Annotated in this window: 15 protein-coding genes and 3 pseudogenes; 13 read left to right on the forward strand and 5 right to left on the reverse strand. The window is 65.0% G+C overall.

The window, feature by feature from the left end; all coding sequences use genetic code 11:
• Nucleotides 1–178, reverse strand: a pseudogene (locus tag ACK4OE_RS21670) (NAD(P)-dependent oxidoreductase); the annotation flags it as partial.
• Between the two features lie 122 nt (nucleotides 179–300).
• On the opposite strand from ACK4OE_RS21670, the gene ACK4OE_RS21675 reads away from it, so the two are divergent.
• The 12 genes and pseudogenes from ACK4OE_RS21675 to ACK4OE_RS21730 all read left to right on the forward strand — a co-directional run bounded on the left by ACK4OE_RS21675 (nucleotide 301) and on the right by ACK4OE_RS21730 (nucleotide 11,190).
• On the forward strand, nucleotides 301–1,029 hold the full coding sequence (locus ACK4OE_RS21675; RefSeq protein ID WP_409887988.1) for a FadR/GntR family transcriptional regulator: 729 nt from the start codon (nucleotides 301–303) through the stop codon (nucleotides 1,027–1,029).
• Between the two features lie 294 nt (nucleotides 1,030–1,323).
• Nucleotides 1,324–2,649 (forward strand): enolase C-terminal domain-like protein, encoded by a 1,326-nt coding sequence (locus ACK4OE_RS21680; RefSeq protein ID WP_409887990.1) that lies wholly within the window; start codon nucleotides 1,324–1,326, stop codon nucleotides 2,647–2,649.
• 81 nt (nucleotides 2,650–2,730) lie between these two features.
• Nucleotides 2,731–4,170 (forward strand): aldehyde dehydrogenase family protein, encoded by a 1,440-nt coding sequence (locus ACK4OE_RS21685; protein WP_409887992.1) that lies wholly within the window; start codon nucleotides 2,731–2,733, stop codon nucleotides 4,168–4,170.
• A 175-nt stretch (nucleotides 4,171–4,345) separates the two neighbouring features.
• Nucleotides 4,346–4,705 (forward strand): DUF2946 family protein, encoded by a 360-nt coding sequence (locus tag ACK4OE_RS21690; protein WP_409887994.1) that lies wholly within the window; start codon nucleotides 4,346–4,348, stop codon nucleotides 4,703–4,705.
• Nucleotides 4,706–4,844: 139 nt separating this feature from the next.
• Nucleotides 4,845–7,061 carry a TonB-dependent receptor gene (locus ACK4OE_RS21695; RefSeq protein ID WP_409887996.1) on the forward strand — a complete coding sequence of 739 codons (2,217 nt, stop codon included), beginning with the start codon at nucleotides 4,845–4,847 and terminating at the stop codon, nucleotides 7,059–7,061.
• Nucleotides 7,062–7,080: 19 nt separating this feature from the next.
• Complete coding sequence (locus tag ACK4OE_RS21700) at nucleotides 7,081–8,673, forward strand: PepSY domain-containing protein (RefSeq protein WP_409887998.1); 1,593 nt, start codon at nucleotides 7,081–7,083, stop codon at nucleotides 8,671–8,673.
• 147 nt (nucleotides 8,674–8,820) lie between these two features.
• Nucleotides 8,821–9,138, forward strand: coding sequence for a hypothetical protein (locus tag ACK4OE_RS21705; RefSeq protein WP_409888000.1), 318 nt, complete (start codon nucleotides 8,821–8,823; stop codon nucleotides 9,136–9,138).
• A 211-nt stretch (nucleotides 9,139–9,349) separates the two neighbouring features.
• A pseudogene (locus ACK4OE_RS21710) lies at nucleotides 9,350–9,719 on the forward strand (PepSY domain-containing protein); the annotation flags it as partial.
• Between the two features lie 93 nt (nucleotides 9,720–9,812).
• Entirely contained in the window at nucleotides 9,813–10,517 is a 705-nt protein-coding gene (locus ACK4OE_RS21715) for a hypothetical protein (protein WP_409888002.1), read from the forward strand.
• Nucleotides 10,518–10,616 (forward strand): annotated as a pseudogene (locus tag ACK4OE_RS21720) (IS481 family transposase); the annotation flags it as partial.
• The gene (locus ACK4OE_RS21725) at nucleotides 10,610–10,813 is read left to right on the forward strand and encodes a hypothetical protein (RefSeq protein ID WP_409888003.1); all 204 of its coding nucleotides are present in this window, start codon (nucleotides 10,610–10,612) and stop codon (nucleotides 10,811–10,813) included. The pseudogene ACK4OE_RS21720 and the gene ACK4OE_RS21725, both read left to right, overlap by 7 nt.
• Before the next feature lie 11 nt (nucleotides 10,814–10,824).
• On the forward strand, nucleotides 10,825–11,190 hold the full coding sequence (locus ACK4OE_RS21730) for a T6SS amidase immunity protein Tai4 family protein (RefSeq protein WP_409888005.1): 366 nt from the start codon (nucleotides 10,825–10,827) through the stop codon (nucleotides 11,188–11,190).
• A gap of 102 nt (nucleotides 11,191–11,292) precedes the next feature.
• Here ACK4OE_RS21730 and ACK4OE_RS21735 read toward each other — a convergent pair whose 3' ends face one another.
• Nucleotides 11,293–12,918 carry an ABC transporter permease gene (locus ACK4OE_RS21735; protein WP_409888007.1) on the reverse strand — a complete coding sequence of 542 codons (1,626 nt, stop codon included), beginning with the start codon at nucleotides 12,916–12,918 and terminating at the stop codon, nucleotides 11,293–11,295.
• 118 nt (nucleotides 12,919–13,036) lie between these two features.
• On the opposite strand from ACK4OE_RS21735, the gene ACK4OE_RS21740 reads away from it, so the two are divergent.
• A complete protein-coding gene (locus ACK4OE_RS21740) occupies nucleotides 13,037–14,101 on the forward strand; it encodes an ABC transporter ATP-binding protein (RefSeq protein ID WP_409888008.1) in 1,065 nt (354 codons plus the stop codon).
• Between the two features lie 383 nt (nucleotides 14,102–14,484).
• Here ACK4OE_RS21740 and ACK4OE_RS21745 read toward each other — a convergent pair whose 3' ends face one another.
• The 3 genes from ACK4OE_RS21745 to ACK4OE_RS21755 all read right to left on the reverse strand — a co-directional run.
• Nucleotides 14,485–15,222: a lysophospholipid acyltransferase family protein gene (locus tag ACK4OE_RS21745; protein ID WP_409888010.1), complete on the reverse strand. Its 738-nt coding sequence runs from the start codon at nucleotides 15,220–15,222 to the stop codon at nucleotides 14,485–14,487.
• A gap of 27 nt (nucleotides 15,223–15,249) precedes the next feature.
• A complete protein-coding gene (locus tag ACK4OE_RS21750; RefSeq protein ID WP_409888012.1) occupies nucleotides 15,250–16,545 on the reverse strand; it encodes a dihydroorotase in 1,296 nt (431 codons plus the stop codon).
• 79 nt (nucleotides 16,546–16,624) lie between these two features.
• Nucleotides 16,625–17,581: aspartate carbamoyltransferase catalytic subunit (locus tag ACK4OE_RS21755; RefSeq protein WP_409888014.1), on the reverse strand; the 957-nt coding region annotated here is incomplete at its 5' end.

The raw sequence follows: 17,581 nt of genomic DNA on the forward strand, positions 1-17,581 counted from the left end.
CAAGGCGCGCTGGGCACACCTCTTCCCCCGCCGCTGCTTCGCCCAGTTCCGCAATGTCAGACAGGCGCAGGGTGTTGCAATAGGCCTTCAGACGTGTACGCAGCTCACGACCCAGCCCCCCGGCGGCTCCGGTCAGCAAAAGGCGTTCAAATCGGATCGGCGTCGGGTGACAAGGCATGGCAATTACAGAGGTTCTTGGTACAGTGGCGATACATTGGGTTGCACGTCATCAGTTGTCATACAACAAGGACGCAATGTACCCGTTCTGCCCCCGACGCCACATAGGGATAACACCAAGAAATGAACACCGACACCGTGCTTCGCCGCAAGCCCCGCACCCTGGCCCTGGAGCTGGTCGAATCCCTGGGCGACCGCATCCGCGACGGCCGCCTGGCCCTGGGTGACAAGCTGCCCACCGAGGCCGCCATCATGGGTGAGTTCAGCGTGAGCCGCACGGTGGTGCGCGAGGCCATCTCCAAGCTGCAAGCCTCGGGCCTGGTGGAGACTCGGCACGGTATCGGCACCTTTGTGCTGGGCCTTGGGCAGGCACCGGGGTTCAAGATTTCTGCGGACCAGGTCAGCACGCTGCGCGACGTGATCGCGGTGCTGGAACTGCGCATTGGCGTCGAAACCGAAGCCGCCGCCCTCGCCGCCCAGCGCCGCACCGAGGCCAACATCCACGCCATGCGGGGCGCTCTGAACGCCGTGGCATCCGCTGTGGATGCGGGGCGCGATGCGGTGGCTGCGGATTTTCAGTTCCATCTGGAAATCGCGCGCGCCACGCAGAACAGCCACTTTGCCGAGCTCATGGGCACGCTGGGCACCATGATCATTCCGCGTGCACGGCTGGATGCCACCGATGCGTTGAATGACGAGCGCCGCCAGTACCTGCGGCGGGTCAATGGCGAGCATGAAAGCATCTATGACGCCATCGTGGGTCAAGACCCGGACGCGGCCCGCGCTGCCATGCGCACCCACCTGGCCAACAGCCGCGAGCGCCGCCGCCGCGCGCAGGCAGAGGCAAGCTGAAGCAGCACCGATCCAGACTGCGCGCTGCCCCCTCCGCCAGTGGTTGCCAGCGGTTGCTACGTGCCGCAGTGGTCTGATCAGTAGTAACCCTTGGACGCTTGGTAGGCGCAATGTTGTACGATGACATACAACACATCTGGATGAAAAGGCTTGGCTCATCGCTCTTCATCCGTAGCCTCTGGAGTCCCTCGCAATGTCCCGTCACACATCTCACAGCGCACTGCAGCCAGACCTGCAGCTGACGCGTCCCAAATCCTGCGCCACCCTGGTCGCCCCCTTGGGAGCGCCCCGCCCATGACCACACCCCGCATTACCGCTGTGCGCGTGGTGCCGGTGGCCGGACGCGACAGCATGCTGATGAACCTGTCGGGTGCCCACGCGCCGTTTTTCACCCGCAACCTGCTTATCCTGACCGACAGCGCAGGCCGCACCGGTGTGGCTGAGGTGCCCGGTGGCGAGGCCATCCGCCAGACGCTCGAAGATGCCCGCCCGATCATCGACAACGCCCGTGTGGGCGACTGGCAGCGCGTGCTGAACACCGTGCGTTCCACCTTCGCCGCACGCGATGCAGGGGGGCGCGGCCTGCAGACATTTGACCTGCGCACCACCATCCATGTGGTAACCGCCGTGGAGACTGCTTTTCTGGACCTGCTGGGACAGCACCTCGAAGTGCCTGTGTGCGCGTTGCTGGGCGAAGGCCGGCAGCGCAGCAGCGTGCCCATGCTGGGATACCTGTTCTTCATTGGCGACCGCCGCAAGACCGCCCTGCCCTACGACACCGCTCCCCATGCCGACGACGCCTGGCTGCGCCTGCGCCATGAAGAAGCGATGACGCCCGAGGCCGTGGTGGCGCTGGCCGAGGCAGCCCACGCACGCTATGGATTTCAGGACTTCAAGCTCAAGGGCGGCGTGCTGCCAGGCGAGGCCGAGATCGAAGCCATCTGCGCGCTGAAAGGCCGCTTTCCGCAAGCGCGCATCACGCTCGACCCCAATGGCGGCTGGCTGCTGAAAGACGCCGTGCGCCTGCTGCGCGATCTGCACGGCACCCTGGCCTATGCCGAAGACCCCTGCGGTGCCGAGGGCGGATTCTCGGGCCGCGAGGTAATGGCCGAGTTCCGCCGCGCCACGGGCCTGCCCACTGCGACCAACATGGTGGCCACCGACTGGCGACAAATGGTGCATTCGCTGTCGCTGCAGGCGGTGGACATTCCGCTGGCTGACCCGCATTTTTGGACCATGCAGGGCGCCGTGCGCGTGGCGCAAACCTGCCGCGACTTTGGCCTGACCTGGGGCTCGCACTCCAACAACCATTTCGACGTATCGCTGGCGATGTTCACCCACGCAGCGGCTGCGGCCCCCGGGCGCATCACCGCCATCGACACGCACTGGATCTGGCAGGACGGCCAGGGCCTGACCCAACAGCCGCTGCAGATCGTCGATGGCGAGGTGGCCGTACCCACGGCGCCGGGCCTGGGCGTGGCGCTGGACATGGACGCCGTCGAATCCGCGCACCAGTTGTACCAACAGCATGGGCTGGGCGCACGCGACGACAGCATCGCCATGCAGTACCTCATACCCGGCTGGGCCTTTGACCCCAAGCGGCCTGCGCTGGTTCGCTGATGGACGTGTCATCGGACCCTACCCACAATGCCTCCGGCACTTTTCACCCACTGACCTGAACGAACGAACGAGCAACTCACCATGCATGCAAACCTGATTGGCGGCGCCTGGACCGACGGCGTCCGAACTTACCAAAACACCAACCCCTCTGACACCCGTGATGTGATCGGCGACTACGCCGTAGCAAGCCGCGAGCAGGCGCTGGACGCCGTGGCCGCCGCACACGCGGCCTTCCCGGCCTGGAGCGTGTCCACGCCCCAGCAGCGCTTTGACATCCTGGACGCCGTGGGCAACGAAATCATCACGCGCAAAGCCGAGCTGGGCGACCTGCTGGCCCGCGAAGAAGGCAAGACCCTGCCCGAGGCGATTGGCGAAGTGGGCCGCGCTGCTGCCATCTTCAAGTTCTTTGCAGGCGAGGCGCTGCGCCCCGGTGGCGAGCTGGTTCCGTCCGTGCGCCCCGGCGTGGGCATCGAGATCACGCGCGAGCCACTGGGCACCATCGGCATCATCACGCCGTGGAACTTCCCCATCGCCATCCCGGCGTGGAAGATCGCGCCCGCCCTGGCCTACGGCAACTGCGTGGTGTTCAAGCCCGCCGAAGTGGTGCCGGGCTCTGCCTGGGCGCTGGCCGACATCCTGCACCGCGCAGGGCTGCCTGCTGGCGTGTTCAACCTGGTGATGGGCCGTGGCTCTGAAGTGGGCCAGGTGCTGCTGGAGGACGAACGCATCGCAGGCGTGAGCTTTACCGGCTCCGTCGGCACGGGCCAGCGCGTGGCCGCCGCCTGCGTGCCACGCGGCGCCAAGGTGCAACTGGAGATGGGTGGCAAGAACCCGTTTGTGGTGCTGGACGATGCCGACCTGAACGTGGCCGTGGGTGCCGCTATTAACAGCGGCTTCTTCTCGACCGGCCAACGCTGCACCGCCAGCAGTCGCATCATCGTGACCGAAGGCATTCACGACCGCTTCGTAGCTGCCATGGTCGAGAAGATGAAGACCCTGAAGGTGGACGACGCGCGCAAGGCCGGCACCGACATCGGCCCCGTGGTGGACGACCGCCAGTTGGCGCAAGACCTGGAATACATCTCCATCGGCCAGCAGGAAGGCGCCACGCTGGCCTTCGGCGGCGAGGCCATGGCAAAGAACGCCGACGGCGCGCCCGGCTACTACCTGCGCCCCGCGCTGTTCACCGACACCACCGCGCAGATGCGCATCAACCGCGAAGAAATCTTTGGGCCCGTGGTCAGCGTGTTGCGCGTGAAGAACTATGACGAAGCGCTGGCCATGGCCAATGACACGCAGTTTGGCCTGGCCAGTGGCATCGCCACCACCAGCCTCAAACACGCCACGCACTTCAAGCGGCACGCGCAGGCCGGCATGGTGATGGTGAACCTGCCCACGGCGGGCGTGGACTACCACGTGCCGTTTGGCGGCCGCAAGAGCAGCAGCTACGGCCCGCGTGAGCAGGGGCGCTATGCGGCGGAGTTTTACACCACGGTGAAGACGGCCTACACGCAAGCGTGAAGCGACAGGTCTGCGGCCCCACGCGGTGCCCACCCCACTCTCGGGTTACGATTTTTTAGTAAAAACAGGCTCTAGCGCTTATCTATCAAGCGCTAGCAGCTATCTTTTTTGACATCCTCATCCTACTTTGCTCTCCCGGTCAGTGCTGCCGGGGGCCACGGTATGATGCCGCCCCATGAACGCCACCCGACGAACCTTCTCTGCGCTGCGCCTGTGGGTGCTCGCATGGTTCGTGGCGTCGATGGGTGTGGCCATTGCATCACCGCTGGTACACCCTCAGTCCATTGAGGTGATCTGCTCAGGCGCGGGCACCATCAAGCTGCTCGTACAGACCGACGACGGTACCGTGGAAATGGGCGCGATGGGCATGGACTGCCCGTTGTGCTCCACACCTGGCGCACCGCCACCCACGCTGGTGGCGCCTGCGCTGCCGCCCCATCCCCTGGCCCATGCGCTGCAGCCCGTCGAGGCTGCCCGCATAGCAGTCGCCACCGCGGCCCCGCTGCCCGCGCGCGGCCCGCCATCCCGCTCTTGAACTGAAGCCCCTTCGCAGCGCCCGGAACCTGGTGGGCGGGTGCTGCGCTTTCCTTTTCGGTTGGTTTCACGACAGTGCCGCCCTGCGCGTTGACCCGCGCAGGCCCGCAGCGCTGTCGCGTCAAGACAAGAGCGTTTTTATGTCCCGTTTCACTTCGTCTGCTTCGCGCCGCGCCGCAAGCTTTCCGCCTTCGCCTCTTTCTTCTCTGTGCCTCGGGGTGCTCGCCACCTTCGCGCTGACCTCCGTGGCAGCGCACTCACAGACCACCACCGCGCCCACACTGCAGGCCGTGGATGTGGTGGACTCCGCCGCATCGCCCAATGGCAAGCTCAGCCTGGACACGCCCGTGGACACCGGCAGCCGCCTGGGCCTGACGGTGCGCGAGAACCCCGCCTCCGTCACCGTGGTGGACCGCGCCACCATCGACGCACGTGGCGCACAGGACACGCAGGAAATCCTGCGCGCCGTGCCGGGCGTGGTGGCGCACAACGCGCCGGGCTCCATGTCCGCGCACTACCGGGGGTTCACATCCAACTCGGTGGCCCAGCTGTACAACGGCATCAACCCGCAATACGGCAGCGCCACGCGCGCGGTCGACAGCTGGATCTATGACCGCGTCGAGGCCATCGGCGGCGCGTCGAGTTTTCTGTACGGCTCGGGCGGCGTGGGTGGCTCCATCAACTACATCACCAAGACGGCCGAGCGCAGCGACTTTGCGGAAGCGCAGCTGCGCCTGGGTTCCTACGACCTGAAAGAAGTGTCCGTGGGCCTGAACCGCCGCATTGCGGGGGGCGATGGCAGTGCAGGCCCTGCGCACTACGCGCGCATCGACCTCAACCACCGCAACGCAGGCAGCTGGACCGAAGGCACCAAGACGCAGTCCACCCAGCTCGCGACCTCGCTGCTGTCGGACCTGGGCGGGGGCTTCAGCCACACGCTGGCCTACGAATACCAGAAAGACCATGTGGACCGGCCCTACTGGGGCACGCCGGTGCTCAACCCCGCCGTGGGCGCGCTGACCATCGACCCGGCCACGCGCTTCAAGAACTACAACAGCGCCGATGGCATGTACGAACACCGCGTGCAATGGCTGCGCTCGGTGGCACAGTGGCGTGTGTCCGATGCGCTGCAGTTCAAGAACACGCTGTATGCCTACGACGCGCTGCGCGACTACCGCAACGTCGAAACCTACACATTCAATGCCGCGAACACAGCGGTCACACGCACATCCCCGCTGCTGCAACGCCACGACCAGCAGCTCGTGGGCAACCGCCTCGAAGGGACCTACCAGGGCCAGCTCGCAGGCCAAAAGAGCGACTGGGCTTTTGGCCTGGACGTGAGCGTGAACAAGCAAACGCGCTTCCCGCTCGGCCCCTCGGTCACCGTGAGCACGGTCAATCCTTACCACTTCTCCACCGAGAACTTTTTCGACATTCCCGGCATGTCGCCCGTCCTGAGCCCCGACAAAGACAACAAGATCACCAACACCGCGCTGTACCTGGAAAACCGCACCCTGGTGGCCTCCGGCGTGAACCTCATCACCGCACTGCGGCACGAGCGCATCGACCTGGACCTGGTGAACCGCCGCGCCGTGACGGCCACATCGCCCGCCACCTTCAGCCGCAGCTACAGCCCCACCACCGGCCGCCTGGGCGTGGTGTGGAGCATTGCGCCCGGCGCCAACCTGTATGCACAGGCCTCCAACGCGGCCGACCCACCATCGGGCTCGCTGGCCTCGGCCTCGTTTGCCGATGTGCGCAACAACAGCGAGCTGACCACGGGCCGCCAGGTCGAGGTGGGCAGCAAGTTCGACTTCTGGGACGGCAAGGGCAGCGCCACGGTCGCGGCCTTTGACATCCGGCGCAAGAACATCGCCTCGCAAGACCCATCCAACCTCAACCTCACAGTGCTGGTGGGCGAGCAGTCGTCCAAGGGCATCGAGCTGTCGGCAGGCATCCGCCCCACGCCGCAATGGCAGTTGCAGGGCAACCTGGCGCTCACCCGCGCGCGGTACGAGAACTTTGTGCAGGGCGGTGTCTCACGCGCGGGCAATGTGCCCCAACTGGTTCCGCAGCAGGTGGCCAACCTGTGGGCCTCATACACGATCACGCCCACCGTCACGGCCAGCGTGGGCGTGCGCCATGTGGGCAAGGTGTATGGCAATGCAGCCAACACCAAGTTCTGGCCGTCGTACACGCTGCTGGACCTGGGCCTGGCGTGGAAGGTCAACAAGACCACCACCCTCACGGGCCGCGTGCGCAACGCCACCGACCGCATCTACGCGGCTGAGACGCGCGACCAGGTCTACCTGGGCGCACCGCGCACGCTGGACGTGACGCTGCACACCGCGTTCTGACGCAGGCGGAGCACCGGACATGCCACACGCCAAACGCTGGCTGTACCTCGTCCACCGCTGGCTGGGCGTGCTGCTGTGCGCCTTCTTCGCCATGTGGTTCCTCTCGGGCGTGGTGATGATGTACGTGGGCTACCCCAAGCTCACGCAGGCCGAGCGCCTGGCCCATCTGCCGCCACTGCGCAGCGCCATCGCGGGACCCGAGCGCCTGCTCGAACCCGCCGAGGCCCTGCAGCACGCGGGCCTGGCAGGGCCGCTGCAAGACCTGCGGCTGGCCATGGCCAGCGGCGGGCGTGCGGTGTACCTGGTGGCTCCCGCAGCCCAGACTGGAGACACCGCACCACGCCCGCGCCGGGCACCAGCGCCTGCGGTCATCGACGCCCTCACAGGCGAGCGGTTGCAGCGAGTGGACGCGGCACACGCCACGGCGTCGGCACGTGCCTTTGCGCAGGAAGCCGACCCGTCCATCGACTACCAGGGGACGATCGACGAAGACGCCTTCACCCACTCGCGCGCGCTGGATGTGCACCGCCCGCTGCATCGCCTGCACCTGGGCGACAGCGCAGGCACCGTGGTCTATGTGTCGGGCACCACGGGCGAGGTGGTGCGCGATGCGCCGCTGCAAGAGCGCGCCTGGAACTACGCAGGCGCCTGGATCCACTGGCTGTACCCGTTCCGCGGCAATGTCTTCAACGACTACTGGACCGACATCGTCAACTGGCTGTCCATCGCGGGCATCGTGCTCACCGTGACCGGCACCGTGGTGGGCGTGATGCGCTGGCGCTTCAAAGGCCGGTACAAGACGGGCTCGCGCACGCCGTACCGGGGCTTCATGATGCGCTGGCACCATGTGTTCGGGCTGGTGTTCGCGGTCATCACATTTACCTGGATCTTCAGTGGCCTCATGTCCATGAACCCGTGGAAGATTTTTGACAGCGGTGCGACGCCGCTGCGCCAGCAGGCCATGAACGGTGGACCGCTGGTGTTGCCAGCGCAGGCCGCTACGGTGCAGGCCTTGCTGTCTGTCGGATCACCGAACACCCGCGAACTGCGCTGGGTGCGTAACGCAGCACACACGCTGGTGCTGGCCCACGGCCCCATCGGCGCCCCTGCAGTCCTGGACGCCACCACGGCCACCGCGCACACCTGGACCCCAGGCGCTGTGGCCGAGGCCGCTGCGCGCCTACTGCCCTACGCAGTGGTACGCACCGACACCCTGACCGCCTACGACCTGCACTACTACGACCGCGCCGCCCACACCATGACCGGGGGCGTCGACAAACCCCTGCCCGCCCTGCGCGTGGTGTTTGACGACCCCAATGCCACCTGGGTCCACATCGACCCCCACACCGGAGCCATTCTGGGCCGCACCGACAGCTATCGCCGTACCAGCCGATGGCTGTTTGCCATGCTGCACAGCTGGGACTGGCTGCCCCTGCTGGAACGCAGGCCGCTGTGGGATGTGTTGCTCATCCTGCTGAGCCTGGGCGGGGCGGTGATGAGCGTGACGGGGGTGGTGATTGGGTGGCGGAGGTTGGGCGCCAAATTGCGGATGCCCGCACGGAGCACGGGTTCAGGCCAAGGGCTGCGCGTGAACACAAGAGACACGGCCTGAGCGACGCCCCAGGTGCGGCAAAGATATAGCGCAGCGGGGGCATGCCGAAGTTGTGTCCAATAGTTACACTCGCTTGCCGCCTTGCCCTGCAGGCGGCAATGACCCACCCAACGCCTCCCACACGCCCCCACCTAGGGACTTTGCACCATGAAATTTTCCTCCGCTCTCACAACCCTGGCCTTCATTTTTGCGGCCAGCGGCTCGGCACACGCCGCAGAAGACTACAACCGCCCACCCGCAGGCGATGCCCAGTACAAGCAGTGCCTGACCTATTCCGCTACGGTCTACGAGGGTGGCAACGAAGCGAGCCCCATCAAGGGCCAGACCAAGGCGCAGGCATGGTGTACGTGCATGTGGAACGAAACGCCGGAAGACTTCAAGGGCAACTTGGTGAAGTTCGCCGAAACCCGCAAGGGCAAGGAAACCAACAAGTTGTGCGAGAAGCACTCTAACTGGAGCGAATAAGCGCCACCCGGTGGCGAATGCGCCAAATGAGCAAAGCCGTCTTCGGGCGGCTTTTTTCATTTGGCGAACTCTTATGTCCGACTGCGCAGCGTCCGGCTCAGCAAAATCACCGGCACCAGCCCCACCGCACCAGTGCCAGTGACGGCAGCGCCGCCTCGCTCAGGCGCTCGTCGCGCGCGAGCTGGTAAGCTGCCGCGGCCGCGGCCGCGTCGCGCGCCTGCTGCCACACGCACTGACCGACTACGACCTGCACCACTACACCGTGGACCCCACACAATGTCAGGTGGCAGCGAAAAGCCTCTGCCCGCGTTGCGCCTGGCGTTTGACGACCCCCATGCCACCTGGGTCCACATCGCCACCCCCATACAGCCGCCATCCTGGGCCGCACCGACAGCCACCGCCGCACCGGCCGCTGGCTGTTTGCCATGCTGCACAACTGGGACTGGCTGCCCCTGCTGGAGCGCAGGCCGCTGTGGGATGTGTTGCTCATCGTGCTGAGCCTGGGCGGGGCTGTGATGAGTGTGACGGGGGTGGTGATTGGGTGGCGCCGGTTGGGGGTGAAGTTGCGTGCGAACGTTTGAACAAAGACACCAGGGTGCGTGCGAAACGCAGAAACTGCGTCTCTCCACCCAGCAAGAGAACAGAACGTGCGCCACCGGGGAGAAAATCAAGGAATGAAACCCTGGCTCGCGGCGGTGACCGTCTTGATTTTCTCTGGTGCTCTGCGCGTGGAGGGCGCCCCTGTCTCGCTTGCGGACACGCGGGTAGAAGTGATTCATCCCGACTTGGCAATGGCCTTGCAAGACGTCAAGAAAACGCTATCGACGCCCAGAACACCCCTGGCATTCGACAACGGCGCCACGGCGAAGAACTGCGCGGAGTATTCAAATCTGTTGCCCACCAGCGCCCCTGATGAATCCGTGCACAATGCAGAAGTCCGTGCCGAATATCTGCTGTGCGACGCAGTCCGATTGATTTCGAGCGAACCCTTCCAAGCGGTCAAACGCACTTTGCCGACCCATGCCACCCAAGCGCTTTTCGAGCAGTTGGATCTCCGCTCCTTCCCATCGTCCCTGCGCAACGGTACCGACGATCAAAAGCACACGTTGAAAACGCTCTTGGCCTCAGCCAAGGTGACGATGACCGACAAGGCCTTGCAAGTTGAAACCAGTGAGCAATTCTTCAGCCTGCACATCGTGGGAGTGATTCGCCGCTCGGCAGCGAAGGGCAGCACGAAGACCCACCAAACCGAATGGATCGTGTGGGCTGGGGATGAAGTGAAGGACGGCAATTACAAGTCATACCGTACCCTGATCGTGCGCCCACCAAGCCAGGCGTCTGGCGGACAGTACATGGGGTCCATGTATCCGCAGCAGTAAGCGTTCAAGAGCAAGACACCGATGCAGGCCATGAAAGTTTGGTATCAGACGCACCCCCATCTGTTTCACAAGCGACCATATGATCGTCCGGGATGCGACATGCAAGAACTCCCAAGACCACTGACTTCACTGGAGTTCAAGGAAATATTGTTGTCAAGGGCCAAGGTTGGGCCAACGCCGTTGGGCACATCACGTTGTGGGATGGTTCAAAATGCTCTGACAGATGCCATTTGATGTCTGACCCTGACAACGGGCCTTTTGTGCCTGATATCGGCTCGATCTGGGCGCTGAGATGATCAAGACATTCATGTCCATACTGGTTCTAGTCGCTGGCATGTCGGCATCGGCATCTGCCACGGCACAGCCCCTACCGCAGACAAGCCAATATTCCCAAAAGACGCTTCTTAAAAATTGGGCTCTTAGCATTTGCCTCGCCCAAGCCGCCCGAGATGAGCGTACGGCGAAGGACGCTGCGTCGACCGCGGGAGCCTATATGGAGTTTGGCCGTCAAGACCTTGTCGTTTACGAAGAAATCAGAGCGTTGGTAGCTAAATATGGCGCACTGGAATATGGCGGTTCTGTACCTTCAGAGTTCAACACGATGAAATGTATTGATCTCTTCCACAGCAAAGAACTGGACCGCCTCACAACGAAAGCAACAAGAGCACGTTAGCCGAGGGATGGCGTCATCTGCTCACGTAGAGATACCGAAAAGAGCAGTGACTATGTTTAGACATGCCGCTATGCCAGTGCAGTCTTAGTCCGAGCCTATAAATTAGCGACTGCGCAAGGTCCGGCTCAGCAAAATCACCGGCACCAGCCCCACCGCCACCAGCGCCAGTGACGGCAGCGCCGCCTCGCCCAGCCGCTCGTCGCGCGCCAGTTGGTAGGCCACTACGGCCAGGGTGTCGCTGTTGAAGGGGCGCAGCACCATGGTGGCGGGCAGCTCCTTCATCACGTCCACAAACACAAGCAGCGCCGCTGCGGCGGTGGACCGCTTGAGCAGTGGCCAATGCACCCGCGCCATCAGCCCCGGGCTGCCGATGCCCAGCATGCGCGCAGAGTCATCCAGGCTGAGCGGGATGCGCGCATAGCCGCTTTGCATGGACTGCAGGGCCACGGCACAAAACCGGACCAGGTACGCCCACACAATGCCAAATGCGGTGGCCGTGACGAGCGCGCCCACGCCCCACTGCGGCATGGCCGACTGCAACCAGCCCACGGGCAGCAGCAGGCCCACCACGATGACGGCGCCCGGCACCGCGTAGCCCACGCTGACCAGCTGCACCACGCCGCGTGTAATGACATCGGGCTGGCGGCGCACGGCAAACGCCAGGGCCAGTGCAATGACCACGGCCAGCGCGGCGGTGACGCCTCCTAAGCGTACGCTGTGCCAAGCCCATTCCATAAATCGCTCCCACGGCAGTACCGACCAGTCGGCGGCCAGGGGCCGAAGCATGAAGAGGACCGGAGCCACAAAACCCATCACTACCGGTACCGAGCACACCACCCAGGCCGCACAGCGGCGTGCGCCATGCAGCGCGAGTGGCTGGGCCTCGGCCGAGCCTGCGCGCCCGCCGCCAGTGGCGAAACGCATGCGCTTTTGCGCGCGGTGTTCCAGGTGCAGCAGCGCCATCACCACCACCAGCAGCATGGTGGCCAACTGCGCAGCAGCGAGGCGGTTGTCCATGGACAGCCAGGCTTTGTAGATGCCGGTGGTGAAGGTCTGGATGCCAAAGTAGCTGGCCACCCCAAAGTCGGCCAGCGTTTCCATCAACACCAGCGCCACACCGGCCGCCACTGCAGGGCGCGCCAGAGGCAGCGCCACAGCGCGGATGCGGCGCGACAACGGAGCGCCCAACAGGCGCGCGGCCTCCATGAGGTGCGCGGCGCGCTCGCCCAGCGCCGTGCGCGCCAGCAGGTACACATACGGGTACAGCGAAAAGATGAACACCCACACCGCGCCGCCCAGGCTGCGCACCTCGGGCAGCAGGCGGCCTTCGAGGCCGAAGGTGTTGCGCAGGCCCGCCTGCAACGGGCCGCCGAACTGCAGAAAGTCGGTGTATGCGTAGGCCGTTACATACGCGGGCATGGCCAGAGGCAGCAGCAGCAGCCACTCAAACGTACGGCGGCCGGGGAAATCAAACAGCGTCACCGCCGCTGCGGTACCCGTGCCCACAATGGCCGCGCCCAGGGCCACCAGCACGCTCAGCCACACAGTGGTCCACACATAGCCTGGTAACACCGTGGCCGCCATCTCGCGCAGGATGGCGCCCGCCTGGGCGTCGCCCTGCCCCAAGGGCAACCACGATGCGAGCACGGCCAGCACGGGGAGCGCCAGAAACCCCGCGAACAGGATCAAAGGGATGGTGCGAAAGGCAGAAAAAGGCGTGCGACGCAAGGCGAGGGGCTCGGCAAAGTAAGAAAGCGCACACCCGCTGGCAGGCCAAGGCCGGGCAACGATCAGGAATGCAAATGCGAATTTTAAGCATTCGCCCCTGCCCGCCTAGAATCAGGCGATGTTTCTAGAGGTCTCCCAACTCGAAGTGCGCTACGCAGGCCGCCCCAACGCGGCGGTGGAAGGCGTCACGCTGGGCCTGCACGCAGGCGATATCGGTGTGCTGATCGGCCCGTCGGGCTGCGGCAAAACCACGCTGCTGCGCGCGGTGGCGGGGCTGGAGCCTGTGACGGGCGGCGAGATCCGCCTGACCAAGAGCGTGGTCAGCAGCGCGACGCTGAGCGTGCCCCCTGAGCAGCGGCGCATTGGCATGGTGTTCCAGGACTACGCGCTGTTCCCGCACCTGTCGGTGGGCCGCAACGTGGCGTTCGGTATCCACCAGTTGCCCAAGGCGGAGCAAGCCGCGCGCGTGGCCGAAGTGCTGCAGCTGGTGGGGCTGGAGGGCAGTGAAAACCGCTTTCCACACGAGCTTTCTGGCGGGCAGCAGCAGCGCGTGGCGCTAGCGCGTGCCCTGGCACCGCGCCCCCAGCTCATGCTTCTGGACGAGCCGTTCAGCAACCTGGACGTGGACCTGCGCGAGCGCCTGGCGCACGAGGTGCGCGGCATTCTGAAAGCCGCAGGCGCCACAGCGCTGTTTGTGACGCACGACCAGTTCGAGGCCTTTGCCATTGGCGACGTGATTGGCGTGATGCACGAAGGCCACCTGCACCAATGGGACGACGCTTACACGCTGTACCACCGCCCTGCCACGCGGTTTGTGGCGGACTTCATTGGCCATGGCGTGTTTGCCCCGGCCACGCTGGTGCAGCGCGGCAACAATGTGGTGGCGCAGACGCCGCTGGGCGACCTGACCGACCTGGAAGAATGCCCGCTGCCCAGCAGCTTCCCCGGTGGCGAATGTGATGTGCTGCTGCGTGCGGATGACATCGTGCACGACGACCACGCGCCGGTGCAGGCGCAGATCGTGCGCAAGTCGTTCAGGGGTTCGGAGTTCTTGTATACCCTGCGCCTGGCCAGCGGCCACACCGTGCTGGCCCACGTGCCCAGCCACCACGACCATGCGCTGGGCGAGTGGATCGGCATCCGCGCGCAGGTAGACCATGTGGTGACCTTCCCACGGGGTTGAGGAAAAAATACAGGTCAAATTGGCCTCTAGCGCTTATCCCACAAGCGCTGGAAGCTATCAATTTTGATTAATCAGTCGGGCACTGGACGTGTCTCCGCTGGGCTGTTCACGCCCTGCGCGGCAGCGACCATCGAACTCAGAACCAGTATTGCCCACACACCCATTTGTTGAATGAATTTCATCGCTGCCTCCATCGAAAGTCCGGCCAGTGTCTTGCGATCGGCAGGTCACCCACGTCGGACAACGTCCCTACGGAGCGGCGGCGAGATGCGCAGCCTTGGTGGCATCCACGCACACACATTGGCGATGGTTGCAAAGACTCCAGCAGTCAGAACCATGCAAGAGCCTGTTCAAAGAGGGAAAACCGCCATCGGCAAGTCCACTCAACTGCGGCGCAGCCGGTCTACCGTGGCGTGCAGATCCTGCGTGAAAACCCGGCGGTCGCGGCCCGCGGGCAGCTGCGGGTCACCGTAGTGCACCACCGCCTCAATAGCCGGGGCACTGAGCGTGCGCCAGATAGAGCCCAGCAGGGTTTCATCACCGATGTAGCTGGGTGCAAAGCTGGTCACACCCGTTTTTTTATCGACAAAGCGCAATCCCACAGGCTGGACCGGCGCGTTGGCTGCCACGGCGGCTTGCACCAGGTTGGCGTGGAAAGGCAGCATTTCACGCCCATCTCCCGTGGTGCCTTCAGGGAACACGGCCAGCACCTCGCCGCGCTCCAGCGCTTCCTGCATCGACCGCACCATGCGCAACGCGTCGCGGCGTGAGCTGCGCTCGATGTAGAGCGTGCCGGCGGCCGTGGCCAGCGTGCCGATCAGCGGCCAGCCTTGCACGTCCGACTTGGAGACAAAACGACAGTGCCGCGCCGCATGCATGACGGGGATATCGAGCCAGGAAATATGGTTGGCCACCAGCATGACCGGCCCAGTGATCGGCGGCTGGCCCTGGATGCGCAGGCTGATGCCAAGGCGCGCCAAAAGCTGCAACGACCATACCTGCACGCGGACATGCTGCTGGTCGGGCGAGAGCGCGGGAAAACGCAGCGCCACGATGGCCAATCCCTTGCCGATGTGGCCCAACAGCCGCAGCAGGCGCCAGCTGGCGCGCAGCGCCTTCACCGCACGGCCTTGCAGCGTTGCACTGCGTCAGCCCCGGTCAAATGCCACCTGGCCGCCGACCAGCGTCAAGCGCACGCGGCCCGGCAACTCGTAGCCCGAAAAAGGTGTGTGTTTGCCCTGGCTGCGCAGCGCATCGTCCTGCACCGTCCAGGCAGCCGCCGGGTCGAGAATGCAGATGTCCCCAACGCCCCCTTCCACAATTTGGCCCACGCTGGCCTGCAAGGTGCCCAGGGCGTTGCCCAGCACGCGTGCGGGTTCGGACGTGACAGTGGCCAGCGCGCGCTGCAGCGGAACGCCGCTGTCTTGCGACCACTTGAGCGCCAGGCTCAGCAACAGCTCCAGCCCCGTGGCGCCGGGTTCGGCTTCGGCAAACGGCAGGGTCTTGGCGTCTTCGTCAACGGGGGTGTGGTCGGACACCAGCGCATCGACGGTGCCATCGAGCAACGCCGCGCTCAAGGCATCGCGGTCGCGCTGCTGGCGCAGTGGAGGCGTGAGGCGCGCGCGGCTGTCGAAGAAGCCGATGTCGTTTTCGGTCAGGTGCAGCGTGTTGATGCTGATGTCGCAGGTCACCTGGAGGCCCTCGGCTTTGGCCCGGCGCACCAGGTCGACGCCGGCCGCGCTGGAGAGGCGGCACAGATGCACGCGGGCACCGGTGGTCTTGAGCAGCTCGAAGATGGTGTGCAGCGCAATGGTCTCGGCCGCCACGGGCACGCCCGACAGGCCCAGGCGCGTGGCCAGCGCGCCGCTGGCGGCCACCCCACGCCCCAAGTGCATCTCTTGCGGGCGCAGCCACACGGTGTAGCCAAAGGTGGCGGCGTATTGCAGCGCGCGCTGCAGCACCTGGGTGCTGGCCAGCGGCACCTCGGCCTGGCCAAAACCCACGCAGCCCGATTCGGTCAGCTCGGCCATCTCGGTGAGCACCTCGCCCGCGAGGTTGCGGGTGAGCGCGCCCAGCGGGAACAGGCGCGACTGGTGCAGCTTCTCGGCGCGGAACTTGAGCATTTCGACCAGACCTGGCTCGTCGAGCACGGGGTCGGTATCGGGCGGGCACACGAGGCTGGTCACGCCCCCGGCCACGGCGGCGGCCATCTCGGATTCGAGCATGCCTTCGTGCTCGTGGCCGGGCTCGCGCAGGCGCGCGGCCAGGTCCACCAGGCCGGGCAGCACGATGCAGCCCGTGGCATCCACCACGCGCTTGGGCGCAAAGTCGGGCGGCACGCGGTTGACGCCGACGATGCGGCCTGCCGCAATTGCGATGTCACAGATCTGGTCAAGGCCCGAAGCGGGGTCGATCACACGGCCGTTCTGGATCAGTATCTTCATGATTTCAAGCCAAATTGGCTGCTAGCGCTTATTGGGTAAGCGCTGGCAGCTATGAAAACAGGAGTATTCATTCCAAGCGTCATGCTTCATTACCAGCAACGATGGACATCACGGCCATGCGCACGGCAATGCCGAAAGTGACCTGCGGCAGGATCACGCTCTGCTTGCCATCGACCACGGCGGAATCAATCTCGACACCCCGGTTGATCGGGCCAGGGTGCATCACGATGGCGTCGGGCTTGGCCAGTTGCAGCTTGTCCTGCGTGAGGCCAAAACTCTTGAAATACTCCTGACTCGACGGCAGCAGCGCGCCGCTCATGCGTTCGTTCTGCAGGCGCAGGGTGATGATCACATCCGCGTCCTTGATGCCTTCTTCGAGCGTGTGGCACACGCGCACGCCCATCTGCGACATGTCGGACGGCACCAGCGTGCGCGGGCCCACCACCCGCACTTCGGCGCAGCCGAGCGTGGTCAGGCCGTGAATGTCCGAGCGCGCCACACGCGAGTGCAGCACGTCGCCCACGATGGCCACGGTGAGGTTGGAAAAGTCCTTCTTGTAGTGCCGGATGGTGTACATGTCCAGCAGCCCCTGCGTGGGGTGGGCATGCCGGCCGTCGCCCGCATTGATCACGTGCACGTGGGGGGCCACATGCTGGGCAATGAGGTAGGGCGCACCCGATTCGCTGTGCCGCACCACGAAGATGTCAGCCGCCATTGCACTCAGGTTGGCGATGGTGTCGAGCAGCGATTCGCCCTTGCTTGCCGAAGAGCGTGCGATATCGAGGTTGATCACGTCGGCCGAAAGGCGCTTGGCCGCGATCTCGAACGTGGTGCGCGTGCGCGTGCTGTTCTCGAAGAACAGGTTGAACACGCTCTTGCCACGCAGCAGGGGCACCTTCTTGACCTCGCGGTCGCTCACGCTCACGAAGTTGGCGGCCGTGTCGAGGATGTGCGTGACGATGTCGCGCGGCAGGCCCTCGATGGACAGCAGGTGGATGAGTTCGCCGTTGCCGTTGAGTTGGGGATTGCGCTTGTG

The sequence above is a fragment of the Acidovorax sp. genome, assembly GCF_046314175.1.
GTDB lineage: Bacteria > Pseudomonadota > Gammaproteobacteria > Burkholderiales > Burkholderiaceae_C > Acidovorax.

What these genes read in the sequence shown, in the direction of transcription:
- ACK4OE_RS21715 (WP_409888002.1), top strand. Translation starts at nt 9,813, where the DNA reads ATGAAACCCTGGCTCGCGGCGGTGACCGTCTTGATTTTCTCTGGTGCT.
- ACK4OE_RS21725 (WP_409888003.1), top strand. Translation starts at nt 10,610, where the DNA reads ATGCGACATGCAAGAACTCCCAAGACCACTGACTTCACTGGAGTTCAA.
- ACK4OE_RS21675 (WP_409887988.1), top strand. Translation starts at nt 301, where the DNA reads ATGAACACCGACACCGTGCTTCGCCGCAAGCCCCGCACCCTGGCCCTG.
- ACK4OE_RS21730 (WP_409888005.1), top strand. Translation starts at nt 10,825, where the DNA reads ATGTCCATACTGGTTCTAGTCGCTGGCATGTCGGCATCGGCATCTGCC.
- ACK4OE_RS21750 (WP_409888012.1), bottom strand. Translation starts at nt 16,545, where the DNA reads ATGAAGATACTGATCCAGAACGGCCGTGTGATCGACCCCGCTTCGGGC.
- ACK4OE_RS21690 (WP_409887994.1), top strand. Translation starts at nt 4,346, where the DNA reads ATGAACGCCACCCGACGAACCTTCTCTGCGCTGCGCCTGTGGGTGCTC.
- ACK4OE_RS21695 (WP_409887996.1), top strand. Translation starts at nt 4,845, where the DNA reads ATGTCCCGTTTCACTTCGTCTGCTTCGCGCCGCGCCGCAAGCTTTCCG.
- ACK4OE_RS21740 (WP_409888008.1), top strand. Translation starts at nt 13,037, where the DNA reads ATGTTTCTAGAGGTCTCCCAACTCGAAGTGCGCTACGCAGGCCGCCCC.
- ACK4OE_RS21680 (WP_409887990.1), top strand. Translation starts at nt 1,324, where the DNA reads ATGACCACACCCCGCATTACCGCTGTGCGCGTGGTGCCGGTGGCCGGA.
- ACK4OE_RS21700 (WP_409887998.1), top strand. Translation starts at nt 7,081, where the DNA reads ATGCCACACGCCAAACGCTGGCTGTACCTCGTCCACCGCTGGCTGGGC.
- ACK4OE_RS21685 (WP_409887992.1), top strand. Translation starts at nt 2,731, where the DNA reads ATGCATGCAAACCTGATTGGCGGCGCCTGGACCGACGGCGTCCGAACT.
- ACK4OE_RS21705 (WP_409888000.1), top strand. Translation starts at nt 8,821, where the DNA reads ATGAAATTTTCCTCCGCTCTCACAACCCTGGCCTTCATTTTTGCGGCC.